Here is a 13,138-nt window from a genome sequence, read left to right as displayed (position 1 = left end):
TTGGTGTAGTTTTGTAGAATGAATTTTTACGAAAAAAAATACATTGCTACTGCAAATGAAATAGATGAGTATAACCATGTTAATAATGTGGTGTATGTAAAGTGGATGCAAGAAGTATCTGCAGACCATTGGTCGTTGTTAATAAAAGATGTACCAAAACCAGATTATGTTTGGTTTGTAATTCGCCATGAAATAGATTACAAACAACAAGGTATTTTAGGCGATGAAATTATTGTTAAAACATGGGTGGGTGAAACAGCAGGAATAAAATCTGTTCGTCATTTCGAAATACGTAGAGGAGTAACTCTTTTAGTAAAATCGCAAACCACATTTTGCCTGTTAGACGCAAAAACACAAAAGCCAAAAAGAGTCACTAAAGAAATAACAAACTTACTTTTAGGAAAAAAATAAAGCAATATCTTTGCATTTATAAATAAAGAGAATGACAACATTTACAGCATTAGGAATACGAAAAGAATATGTTCAGGGATTAAAGGAGTTAGGAATAACAACGCCTACTGAAGTACAAGAACAAGCAATACCTTATTTATTACAAAATAATGCTGATTTTATAGGGTTGGCACAAACAGGTACGGGTAAAACAGCTGCGTATGGTTTGCCTGCTTTACATAAGATAGATACATCAAAAGACACAATTCAGGCGTTAATATTATCGCCTACAAGAGAGTTGGTGCAACAAATAAAAAAACAATTATTTAAGTTTACAAAATATGTAGATGGTAAGATTTTTATAGAAGCTGTTTATGGTGGAGAAAAAATTGACCGTCAGATTAATAATCTAAAAAGAACTACACATGTAGTAGTAGCAACTCCAGGTCGTTTGATTGATTTGATAGAAAGAGGTGAAGTTGATTTAAAAGATATTAACACCTTAGTGCTAGATGAAGCTGATGAAATGTTGAGTATGGGTTTTAAATTAGATATCAACCGTATTTTAAAATATACTTCAGGTACAAGAAAAACATGGTTGTTCTCGGCAACAATGCCAGATGAAATAAGAAATATTATTAAAAAATATATGGATGCTTCAGCAAAACAGGTTGAAGTGAATAAAAATTCATTGGTAAACGCAAACATAACTCATCAGTTTGTACAAACTACAATTCCAGAAAAAGTAGATGTAATTGTTAAGTTTTTAGAAAAAAGAAATACTGAAAGAGGAATTATTTTTGCTAGAACAAAAGCAGGAGCTCAAAAATTAACGAAAGAGTTAAAAGAAGAAGGTTTTTCTGTAGAGGCATTAGAGGGAGATATGCAACAAAGAGATCGTGAAAAAGTAATGCGTGCTTTTAAAAATGAGAATCTTCAAATTTTAGTGTCAACAGATGTTGCTGCAAGAGGAATTGATGTACATAATTTAGGATTTGTTGTACACCATCAATTACCAGAACAAATTGAATATTACACACACAGAAGTGGTAGAACTGCAAGAGCAGGTAAAAAAGGAGTTTCTTTAGTGTTGATTCTTAACAATGAAAGAAATAATATAAAAGAAGTAGAAAGAACTTTACAAATACGAATTTCTGAAATAAATATATAAGTGGATATTATTTACGCTCTTGACATTGTAGGTACATTCGTTAATGATGTATGAGGTAACTACTTTTGAAACTAATAAAGTTAAAACAACTTTATTAGTTAGATTTGTTATTGTTTTAATAGTATTTCAAAAAGCTTTTAATATCACAATATGTTTGAAACCCTTTTAGACCTTGATAGTTTAACTACCACAGCAGATTATGTAGGTACATTTGCTTTTGCAATTAGTGGTGCATTGGTTGCAATGAAAAAAAACTTTGATCTATTTGGAGTTATCATTATTGCTTTTGTAACAGCAGTAGGTGGTGGTATGATGCGAGATGTTTTAATTAATGCACACCCAATAAATTGGATTAACGATATTAATTATATCTGGATAATTTTAATAGCAGTTGGAATAACTTTTTTATTTAGAAGCAAAATTGCTCCACTACGAAAAACCATGTTTTTATTTGATACCATTGGTATAAGTGTATTTACCTTATTAGGTTTGCAAAAAGGTTTGGCGTACGATTTACACCCATTTATAGCATTGGTAATGGGAATGGTTTCAGCTGTTTTTGGAGGTGTAATTAGAGATGTGCTTACCAGAAAAGTACCCTTAATTTTTAAAAAAGAAGTATATGCTTCTGCTTGTTTAGCAGGTGGAGTGGTATATCTTATTTTAGCAAAATTTACTATAAATGAAGATTTACATTTTGTAATAGCAGCAACGGTTATTTTTATAATAAGAACAATTGCTGTAAAATATAAATTAGAGTTGCCGAAGGTAAAAGATGATTTATATGGTAAATAATTAATGCCTAAAAATGAATAAAGTAATTTTTGAAAACTTAGCAGCGTTACATGTTTTAGAGGGTAAAGCTTTGCCAAAAGGAAAATGGTTTACGGTAACACAACAAATGATTAATGATTTTGCTAATGCCACTTTAGATAAACAATGGATTCATGTTGATGAAGAAAAAGCGGCTAAATACTCACCGACCAAAACTACAATGGCTCACGGATTTATGTCTGTTGCCATGTTGTCTGAGTTAATATCAGATTTAATAGTAATTAAAAGCGTTAAAATGGGCTTGAATTACGGATTAAATAAAGTCCGTTTTCCGAATTCAGTCCCAGTAAATAGTCAATTACGATTGATAAGCTCTTTAAAACAAATTGAAGATTTTCCTAACGGAAAAAAATTAACGTTCAATTGCTTGATAGAAATAAAAGGGCAAGAAAAACCAGCTTGTGTTGCTGAATTTATTTTTGTCTTAATAGAATAAAAAAGCTGTCTAAAAAGACAGCTTTAATTTTTTTTAATATTAAGAAAGCCAACCTTTGGCTTCACATTTTTTAGTATGCCATAGTATAAAAAAGGCAAATCCGATAACCATAAAAGGCATTATTAAAACTCCAGCACCATATACTTCTAAAGCGCCACTCATAAATACGTTGTATGTCATTTGTATAACAATAGCTATTAGAGAAATTAAGAATACCGGTTTTGCAATTTTTTTACGTAGTAATAAAAAGATACTTCCAAGAAAACCTCCAAAAACAGCAATAGCAAAAGCAGCCATAACCCAAGACGGAGTGTTTTGTGCCATTTCTAATACTTTTTCATCAGGATACATTGCTTTAAAAGTAGCGGTATTGTAAGCTTGTTGTAGGTATTGATTAACTCCCATTGCATTCCATAACAATGAAATAACACCAATAACCCAAAATAAGGTATTCGGTTTTTTTGAATTTGTCATAAGTTTAAAATTTTAGTTAGTTGCCTCTAAAATAAGTATAAACGATTGTATATAAAAATTTATAAAAGTAGTGAGTGTTGCTATAAGCTAAAACAAGTAATCTTAAAAAAGTGTTAAAGTAAAGTTTCTGTGTAACGATGTAAGAACTGTACCGTCATATAAGTGTAATTACATAACTATTGGTTTTGTATTACGTTAGTTTTTAATAGTTGATTGAAAAAGGCTCGTGATTTAAAAATCACGAGCCTTTTGAATTTTATAAAAAATATCATTCTAAATAAAATAGAAATGATGTTGAAATATTATTTTCTAACTAATTGAGCCATGTAAAATCCGTCGAAACCAAATTTATGAGCCAACACTTTATTGTCTTTTACAAGGGTAAAATCTTTACCATCTTCAGAAGCTAAAAATATTTTTACTTGATCTTGGTTTTCAGATGGTAATACAGAACAAGTGGCATATACTAATTTACCGCCAGGTTTTACCATTCTAGAATATCGTTGCAAAACATCTTGCTGAATTTCTTTGATATTATCTATAAATTCAGGTTGTAATTTCCATTTACTATCAGGGTTTCTGCGTAGTACACCTAAACCAGAACAAGGAGCATCAATTAAAACTCTATCAGCTTTACCATATAGTTTTTTAATGACTTTGGTAGAATCGATTACTTTTAAATCGATATTACTAATACTATTTCTACGCGCTCTAACTTTTAATTTTTTCAATTTACTTTCGTAAATATCCATGGCAACAATTTGCCCTTTATTTTTCATTAAAGCAGCTAAATGTAAAGTTTTACCACCGGCACCAGCACAAGTATCAATTACTTTCATACCTGGTTCAACATCTAAATAAGCAGCTACTAATTGAGATGAAGCATCTTGTACTTCAAAGAAACCTTTATGAAAAGCTTCTGTTTTAAAAACATTGGCACGTTCTACTAAACGTAAAGCATCATCACAGCCATTAATAAATTCGGTTTCAATACCCTCTTGTTTTAAATCCTTTTGTAAGTGCTCTTTTGTAACATTTAAAGTATTTGTACGTAAAATAACATCTGCTCGTTTATTTAAAGCAGCCATTTCTTTTGTCCAAATATCTTCACCTAATTCTTTAACACCTAATTCGTCTATCCAATCAGGAATAGATTCTCGGTATTTTCTAGTTTGTGAAAGCTCATCAAAACGACCTTTAATTCTTCTGGTTGGAGTTTCTTCAATCTGATTCCAATCTGGTAATTTAATACCTCTTAACACACACCAAACCACTAGTAAACGCCATAAATCGGGTCTAGAATATGGAGTTTTTACATCGGCAATTTCACCGTATAAACGTTTCCAACGTACGATATCATAAATAGTTTCAGCAACAAATTTTCTATCTCGTGCGCCCCATCTTTTATCTCTTTTTAATGCCTTTTCAACAGCTTTGTCAGCATATACGTCGTCGTTAAAAACGTCACGTAAACTATCTATTACTGCGTAAACTAAATTTCTATGTAATCTCATTTGGTGAATTTAAGAGTGCAAAGATAGTTGATTTTAATGTCTTTTTGTATTTTCGTATTTAATGAATTTAAATCATCCAGTAACATACATAAAAGGCGTTAGTGTAGCTCGAGCAGAATTGTTGTTTACCGAGTTAGGTGTAAGAACTTGCAATGACTTATTGTACCTTTTTCCGTTTCGTTATATTGATAAAACTCAGTTTTATACCATAAAAGAATTGTCGCAAAATACTGCTGAGGTTCAGGTGGTTGGTAAGATAACGAGCGTTAAAGAAGTGCAGCAAAAAAGAGGCAGTAGGTTAGTGGCAACATTTTCTGACGCTACGGGTTCGTTAGATTTAGTTTGGTTTAAAGGCGCAAAATGGATAAAGGATAGTTTAAAAACGGATGTTCCGTATGTGATTTACGGAAAATTAAATTGGTATAATAATGTTGCAAACATGCCGCATCCAGAAATGGAAACGGTAAAAGAGTATAAAAGTAAGTTGCAAACGTCTATGCAGCCTGTATATCCATCCACAGAAAAATTAAGTAATAAGGGAATTAGTAATAAAATTTTAAGAGGTTTTATTCAGAATTTATTTCAGCAAGCATTCGGACAAATAGAAGAGTCGTTACCAACGTATTTAATTGATGAAAATCAGTTGTTAGGAAAAAAAGACTCTTTGTTAAATATCCACTTTCCTAAAAGTCAAGAATTATTGGCAAAGGCTCAATATCGCTTAAAGTTTGAAGAATTATTTTTTATTCAATTACAATTACTTCAAAAAAAACTCATCCGAAAATCAAAAATTAAAGGCTATGTTTTTGAGAAAGTAGGAGAGGAATTTACTAATTTTTATAAAAATAATTTACCTTTTGAATTAACCAATGCTCAGAAAAGAGTTTTAAAAGAAATAAGAAAAGACGTTGGTTCTGGTGCGCACATGAATCGTTTATTGCAAGGTGATGTTGGCTCTGGTAAAACAATTGTAGCTTTATTAACTATGTTAATTGCAATTGATAACGGCTATCAAGCAACAATAATGGCACCGACCGAAATTTTGGCAACCCAACACTATCACGGAATCGTAGAGCTTTTAGAAGGAACAACGATAAAAGTTGAATTACTTACAGGGTCTAGTAAAATAAAAAAACGTCGTGAAATTCACACTGGTCTAGAAAACGGATCTGTGCATATTTTAATAGGAACACACGCTATTTTAGAAGATAAAGTGCAGTTTAAGAATTTAGGAATTTCAATTATTGATGAACAGCATCGTTTTGGAGTAGCACAACGATCAAAATTATGGGAGAAAAACCCGGTAACTGCAATTTCTGAAGAAAAAGGGAAGGCTGTTCGTGAAAAATATCTAGAAACACATCCATCGGAATATAAATTACTAAAAGAAATAGCGTTAAAACGTAAAAATAAAACAACCAAAGAAGAAAGAGCTTTGTGGGAAGTTTTAAGCACTAAAAAAACCACTTTTAAATTCAGAAGATATTATATTATTGATGAGTTTATGGTCGATTTTATCTGTTTAGAGAAGAAATTAATTGTAGAGGTTGATGGAAAATACCATGTTACACCCGAACAGATAGCAGCAGCTAACTTAAGAACCAAAATTTTAAATGATTTTGGATATCAAATTATTCGATTAAGTGAAAAAGAAATTACAGAAAATTTAGAAAGCGTTATATCAAAACTAGAAACTGGTTTAAAAAATCTTCCTTCGGTAAGAGTTGATAAATCTGTGCCACCGCATGTATTGGTAATGACCGCAACACCAATTCCGAGAACATTGGCAATGTCGGTTTATGGAGATTTAGATATTTCGGTAATTGATGAATTGCCTCCTGGTCGTAAAGAAATTAAAACAGTACACCGTTATGATAGCAACCGTTTAAGTGTTTTTAAGTTTTTAAAGGATGAAATAAATAAAGGGCGTCAGGCGTATGTTGTATATCCTTTAATTCAAGAATCTGAAGCAATGGATTACAAAGATTTAATGGATGGTTATGAGAGTATTGTTCGTGATTTTCCGTCTCCAAAATATCAAATTAGTATTGTGCATGGGCAAATGAAGCCTGCGGATAAAGAATATGAAATGAATCGTTTTGTAAAAGGAGAAACTCAAATAATGGTTGCAACTACGGTAATTGAAGTTGGAGTAAATGTACCAAATGCGTCTGTAATGGTTATTGAAAGCGCCGAACGTTTTGGGTTAAGTCAATTACATCAGTTACGAGGTAGAGTAGGACGTGGTGCAGAGCAGAGTTATTGTATTTTATTATCGAGTTTTAAATTATCTTCTGATAGTAAAACGCGTTTGCAAACGATGGTTGAAACTACCGACGGGTTTAAAATTGCAGAGGTAGATTTAAAACTCCGTGATTCCGGTAATATTATGGGTACACAACAAAGCGGTGTATTAAACCTTAAAATTGCAGATGTTGTAAAAGACGGAGCTATTTTGCACAAAGCACGACAAACAGCTATTCGTGTTTTAGAAGAAGATGCAACGATTACTAAACCCCAAAATGCTAGTTTATTAAAAGTATATAGTCAAATACAAAAAACAAGCGGACTTTGGAGTAATATTAGTTAGGTTTTAAAATGAAATTAGAAAAAGTACAAAAAACACCTTGGCCTACAAAAGATGCTATGGAACAAGTATATGCTATGAAACTTTGGGGCGATAATAATGCTGATTTTTATTCAGGCTTGGGATCTCATCAACCGGAAATTGTAAATCCCTACATAGCCGCTGTAACTTCATTTTTAACATCATTTAAAAGCTCGTTATCAGTCTGTGATTTAGGTTGTGGTGATTTTAATATTGGTTCACAATTGGTAATGCATGCCCAAAAATATATAGGTGTAGATATTGTAGCAGCTCTTATAGAGCATAATAAAGAAAAGTTTACGGCAACTAATTTAGCATTTCATTGTTTAGATATTGCTGAAGACGATTTGCCCGAGGCAGATTGTGTTTTAATAAGACAGGTACTACAACATTTATCAAATGCAGAAGTAGCAAGTATAATGAGTAAATTAGTCCATTTTAAATATGTTATTTTAACAGAACATTTACCAGTTGGAGATTTTATACCTAATAAAGATATAATTTCAGGACAAGGAATTCGATTAAAAAAACAAAGCGGATTAAACCTCTTAGCATCACCTTTCAATTTTAAAGTAAAAAGCGAAAAACAATTAGTAGTTACTAGTTTAAACGATGGTAAAGGAATTATTGTAACAACACTTTATCAAGTTTTTTAAAGACTAATACTTATTTGTAAATTAAATATTTTGCTCTAATTACTTTAAAATTATCTAAATCATTTTTCCAAGTCGCTTTAATTTCTTCTTCGGTAAATCCTTGTTTAATTTGCTGTTGTAATTTTTCTGTTCCCGCTAATTTTGTGAAAAAAGCATTAAAAAAAGACTCTTTATACGGATATCCTTGTGCATTTTTAAAACTACTATAGTCTTTATAAAAAGTAAGCAGCCAATTTAAGTTTAGTGCATTTAAATGTTCGTTTTCTGTTAGATTATAACCAAAACAAGCCTTGTTTTTATGCTTCGGATATTTGCTTCCAAAATTTGGATTTGGAGTAAATGAAAAATCATTTTTTAAAGAGAATAAAGGCGAACCAACAATTTGAAACTGCTTTTCAGTACCACGACCTACAGAAACATTTGTTCCTTCAAAAAAACATAAACTCGGGTATAAGTTTATACTTTTATCGTTCGGTAAATTTGGTGATGGTTTTATAGGTAAGTTATATTGCGTACTATGAGTGTAATTTTCTAAAGGAATAACAGTCAAATCACATTGAATTCCGTTTTTTAACCATTTCTCACCATTAATCATTTGCCCGTATTCGCCAATAGTCATTCCATATACAACAGGAACAGGATGCATTCCTACAAAACTTTTATGAGCAGTTTCTAATACAGAGCCGTCTATATAGTGTCCATTCGGGTTTGGTCTGTCGAGTAAAATAACTTCAATGCCTTGTTCAGCACAAGCTTCCATAACGTAATGTAGCGAAGATATATACGTGTAAAAACGAGCACCAACATCTTGAATATCAAAAACTACTACATCAATATTTTTTAATTGCTCTGACGAAGGTTTTTTGTTCTTTCCGTAGAGCGAAATAATTGGTAATTGTGTTTTTTTATCAATACCATCTACCACAGTTTCTCCTGCATCAGCTTTACCACGAAATCCATGTTCTGGAGCAAATACTTTTTTTATGTTGATGTTATTATAGGTATGTAAATAATCTACCAAATGATGTTGTACTAATTTACTTCCCATCACATTCGGTGCCACTTCTGCTCTTTGTAAAATACTTAATACTGAAGTTTGATTAGCTACAATAGCAGCATTTTTGCCTTTTAATTTAGAGAGGTATAAACCAGTTCTATCAGCACTAATTTTTAAATTTTTAACTACTTCATTAACTGTAGCTGTTTTTTTAATAGTATGTTTTTGTTGTTTAGCACATGCTACAAATAAAAAATTAACAGCGCATAAAAATAAAATAAGGTAACTAAAATTGTTTTTCATCTAAAAGAATATTAAAATATAAAATTAACATTAAAAATCTTATTATAAGAAAAAGAGGAGATAATTTAAAATCAGGTGTTTCATAATATCAGTTAAGTTATAATTAATTACTTTTGAATTTGTAAAAATGATAACTTTTGAATTTCGAATTATTTATAGCCAAACGAATTATTACAGGTAAAGAGTATCAAAGTAATATTTCATCGCCAATTATTAAAATTGCTACGATTGCTATTACTTTAGGTATTGCTATTATGCTAATAGCAGTATCGATAGCAGCTGGTTTTCAAAAAAAATTAGCGATAAAATGACAGGTTTTAAAGGTCATATTCAAATCGTGAATTACGACACTAATAATTCAGATATTTCTACGGTTCCTATAAGTAAAAATCAAGATTTTTATCCAGAATTTAAAAATATTACAGGTATTAAAAACGTACAGGTTTTTGCAAACGTTGGTGGAATTATCAGAACACCAACCGATTTTGAAGCCATTGTTTTTAAAGGCGTTTCTTCAGATTATAATTTTTCATTTTTTAAAGAATATTTAACCCAAGGGCGATTACCAGACTTTAACCGAAATAGAAATAAAGAAATATTAATATCAGAATCTATTGCAAACCGATTACATTTTAAATTAAATGATACGATTCAAACTTTATTTAGCGCAGAAAAAAGTAGATTGAAATATAAAATGCGAAAACCGATTATTGTAGGTATTTATAATACCGGTTTTGAGCAGTTTGATAAAACAATGTTAATTGGTGATATTAGAGAAGTACGTCAAATTAATAGATGGAATGAAGATCAAATTGGCGGATTTGAAGTTTTAATTGATGATTTTGAGCAATTAACTGAAAAAGGAAACGAAATTTATAGCACCATTGGAGCAACGTTAAATAGTAATACAATTATTGAAAATTATCCGCTAATTTTCGAATGGATAAAACTTTTTGACAATAATGTATGGTTTATTATCGGTATCATGATTTTAATAGCAGGTATTAATATGATCACAGCCTTGTTGGTTTTAATACTTGAGAGAGTGCAAATGGTAGGTGTTTTAAAAGCATTGGGAAGTGTTAATTGGAGTATTCAAAAAATATTCTTATACAATGCCTCTTATTTAATTTTAAAAGGATTGTTTTGGGGAAATTTAATAGGGATTTCAATCCTGTTAATTCAGCAGTATTTTGAAGTTATAAGCTTAAATCCAGCAACATATTCAGTAGCAACAGTACCAGTTCACATTAATTCTTTAGCGGTAGTTTTATTAAATATAGGTACGCTGTTATTGTGTTTTTTAATGCTGATAATTCCATCTTATATTATCACAAAAATACAGCCTTCAAAATCGATAAAGTTTGCCTAAGTACAATTTTTAAAACGTCGTATTTATTTCTAACATTTTTTTTAGAAGCTATTTCCCGCTTTCCGCACTCGCTCTCTGCGAGGAGCTCAAACAAATGCTACAATCAGGGCTAAACTTATGTATTAAGTTATAGATTATTTAACTGTCAGTTCGAGTGTTTTTTGTGCAGCACAGTGAAATTAAAAATATATCGAGAACTATTTCTAGATACAATTTCTCTTATATCAAAATCACTCGAAGTGACAGAATAGATAAAATGTAATTACAAAAAAGAGATTATTTTATCTCGTATTGATACTAAATAGCGATTATAGACAAACGATATCAGTTCGAGTGTTTTTTGTGCAGCATAGCGAAATAAAAAATGTATCGAGAACTATTTTAACGACAATTACTTCTCGATACAATTTCTCTTACATCGAAATCACTCGAAGTGACAACAGATAAAATATAATGTAATTATAAAAATGAGATTTTTTATTTTGATTAGTAGTAGCTTTTAATAAATCATGTCAGTTCGAGTGTTTTTTATGCAGCAAAGTGAAATAAAAAAATATCGAGAACTATTTTAACGGTAATTACTTCTCGATACAATTTCTCTTACATCGAAATCACTCGAAGTGACAACAGATAAAAATATAATGTAATTATAAAAATGATTTTTTTTATTTTGATTAGTGGTAGTTTTTAATAAATCGAGTCAGTTCGAGTGTTTTTTGTGCAGCATAGCGAAATAAAAAAATATCGAGTACTATTTGTTATTTATAAACTAGCCTTAATAAATTAGCTGCGTTAGTGATTGAATGGTGTGTTTGAGCTCTTTTTTATTTTTAGTTCGAGTTAATTTGTGAAGAATGAACAAATTTGTATCGAGAACAAAACTAAAAAAAGCGAGTAATGAAAGCACGACACTTGTGGAACGTCCAAAAAGAAATTACCTTTGCAGCTGTAAAATTAAGAAATGAAATACGCAAAAAACATATTAGAAACCATTGGTAATACACCATTAGTTCAGTTAAACTCAGTAACCAAAGAAATTGATGCCTTGGTTTTGGCGAAGGTAGAAACCTTTAATCCAGGAAACTCAATAAAAGATAGAATGGCGTTAAAAATGATTGAAGATGCAGAAGCAGATGGTCGTTTACAGCCAGGAGGAACCATTATTGAAGGAACTTCTGGAAATACTGGTATGGGATTGGCTTTGGCAGCAATTATAAAAGGCTACAAATGTATTTTTGTGATTTCAGACAAGCAATCTAAAGAAAAGATGGATATTTTACGTGCTGTAGGAGCAGAGGTTATTGTATGTCCTACAAATGTAGAACCAGATGATCCTCGTTCATATTACTCGGTTTCTAAGCGTTTAGGAGCAGAAACACCAAACTCGTGGTATGTGAATCAATATGATAATCCTAGTAATGCATTAACACATTATGAGCAAACGGGACCAGAAATTTGGGAACAAACAGCTGGTAAAATTACGCATTTTGTAGTAGGAGTAGGTACTGGAGGAACAATTTCGGGAACAGCAAAATTTTTAAAAGAGAAGAACCCGAATATTAAAATTTGGGGAATTGATACTTATGGTTCTGTATTTAAAAAATATCACGAAACTGGTATTTTTGATGAGAATGAAATTTATCCATATATCACAGAAGGAATTGGTGAAGATATTTTACCTAAAAATGTTGATTTTTCTTTAATTGATGGATTTACGAAAGTAACCGATAAAGATGCAGCGGTTTATACGCGTAAAATAGCAAAAGAAGAAGGTATTTTTGTTGGTAATTCAGCAGGATCTGCAGTAAAAGGAATATTACAGTTAAAAGAACATTTTACAAAGGATGATGTTGTGGTTGTATTATTTCATGATCATGGAAGTAGGTATGTAGGAAAAATGTTTAATGATGATTGGATGCGTGAGCGTGGTTTCTTAGAAGAAGCAGTAACAACGGCTGAAGATTTAATAAAAGCTCATGTTGATAAATCATTAGTAACCGTGCAAACAGAAGAGTTGGTGTCGCATGCAATTGAAAGAATGCGTGAGTTTAAAATTTCACAAATTCCGGTAAGAGATGTTAATGGTTTTGTAGGTTCTGTAGATGAATCTGCTTTATTAAGAAGTTATATAGCAGATAAAAATATAGCAGATAAACCAATTAAAGAAGTAATGGGCGCTATGTATCCGGTGGTAAAATTAACAGCTTCTATTGATGAGGTTTCTAAATTGATAACAAAAGATAATCAAGCTGTATTGGTTGATTTAGGTAATGAAAAACATCATATAATTACCAAATACGATATTATTAGTGCTATTTAAAGTGGCATAATGAAACGAAAAAATGTTTTTTTATAAAACACAAAAAGCCCACTCGTATGAGTG

The 13,138-nt window shown here is 31.0% G+C and carries 10 protein-coding genes and 1 pseudogene; 8 read left to right on the top strand and 3 right to left on the bottom strand.

The annotated features are described in order from the left end of the window. The first annotated feature begins 18 nt into the window (after positions 1-18). From PG912_RS07805 to PG912_RS07790, 4 genes are all read left to right on the top strand, one after another. The gene (locus tag PG912_RS07805; RefSeq protein ID WP_275687085.1) at positions 19-411 is read left to right on the top strand and encodes an acyl-CoA thioesterase; all 393 of its coding nucleotides are present in this window, start codon (positions 19-21) and stop codon (positions 409-411) included. 31 nt (positions 412-442) lie between these two features. Further along, positions 443-1,561, top strand: a complete 1,119-nt coding sequence (locus PG912_RS07800) for a DEAD/DEAH box helicase (RefSeq protein WP_275687084.1) — start codon at positions 443-445, stop codon at positions 1,559-1,561. A gap of 150 nt (positions 1,562-1,711) precedes the next feature. Then, the gene (locus PG912_RS07795; RefSeq protein ID WP_275687083.1) at positions 1,712-2,356 is read left to right on the top strand and encodes a trimeric intracellular cation channel family protein; all 645 of its coding nucleotides are present in this window, start codon (positions 1,712-1,714) and stop codon (positions 2,354-2,356) included. Between the two features lie 13 nt (positions 2,357-2,369). Then, positions 2,370-2,831, top strand: a complete 462-nt coding sequence (locus PG912_RS07790; protein ID WP_260586152.1) for a MaoC family dehydratase — start codon at positions 2,370-2,372, stop codon at positions 2,829-2,831. 39 nt (positions 2,832-2,870) lie between these two features. Here PG912_RS07790 and PG912_RS07785 read toward each other — a convergent pair whose 3' ends face one another. Together PG912_RS07785 and PG912_RS07780 are read right to left on the bottom strand one after the other, a co-directional pair. Further along, complete coding sequence (locus PG912_RS07785; RefSeq protein ID WP_275687082.1) at positions 2,871-3,305, bottom strand: hypothetical protein; 435 nt, start codon at positions 3,303-3,305, stop codon at positions 2,871-2,873. Positions 3,306-3,607: 302 nt separating this feature from the next. Further along, positions 3,608-4,819, bottom strand: coding sequence for an RsmB/NOP family class I SAM-dependent RNA methyltransferase (locus PG912_RS07780; RefSeq protein ID WP_275687081.1), 1,212 nt, complete (start codon positions 4,817-4,819; stop codon positions 3,608-3,610). A 61-nt stretch (positions 4,820-4,880) separates the two neighbouring features. On the opposite strand from PG912_RS07780, the gene PG912_RS07775 reads away from it, so the two are divergent. Both PG912_RS07775 and PG912_RS07770 read left to right on the top strand, forming a co-directional pair. Next, complete coding sequence (locus PG912_RS07775) at positions 4,881-7,409, top strand: DEAD/DEAH box helicase (RefSeq protein WP_275687080.1); 2,529 nt, start codon at positions 4,881-4,883, stop codon at positions 7,407-7,409. Positions 7,410-7,417: 8 nt separating this feature from the next. Beyond that, entirely contained in the window at positions 7,418-8,083 is a 666-nt protein-coding gene (locus tag PG912_RS07770) for a class I SAM-dependent methyltransferase (protein WP_275687079.1), read from the top strand. Between the two features lie 10 nt (positions 8,084-8,093). Here PG912_RS07770 and PG912_RS07765 read toward each other — a convergent pair whose 3' ends face one another. Continuing rightward, on the bottom strand, positions 8,094-9,383 hold the full coding sequence (locus PG912_RS07765) for an exo-beta-N-acetylmuramidase NamZ family protein (RefSeq protein ID WP_275687078.1): 1,290 nt from the start codon (positions 9,381-9,383) through the stop codon (positions 8,094-8,096). 137 nt (positions 9,384-9,520) lie between these two features. Here PG912_RS07765 and PG912_RS07760 point away from each other — a divergent pair. Then, positions 9,521-10,755 (top strand): annotated as a pseudogene (locus PG912_RS07760) (ABC transporter permease). A 961-nt stretch (positions 10,756-11,716) separates the two neighbouring features. Beyond that, complete coding sequence (locus tag PG912_RS07755) at positions 11,717-13,075, top strand: pyridoxal-phosphate dependent enzyme (protein ID WP_275687077.1); 1,359 nt, start codon at positions 11,717-11,719, stop codon at positions 13,073-13,075. Positions 13,076-13,138 lie beyond the last annotated feature (63 nt).

Source organism: Tenacibaculum retecalamus (assembly GCF_027941755.1).
GTDB lineage: Bacteria > Bacteroidota > Bacteroidia > Flavobacteriales > Flavobacteriaceae > Polaribacter > Polaribacter haliotis_B.
This window is presented reverse-complemented; position numbering and strand designations above follow the sequence as displayed.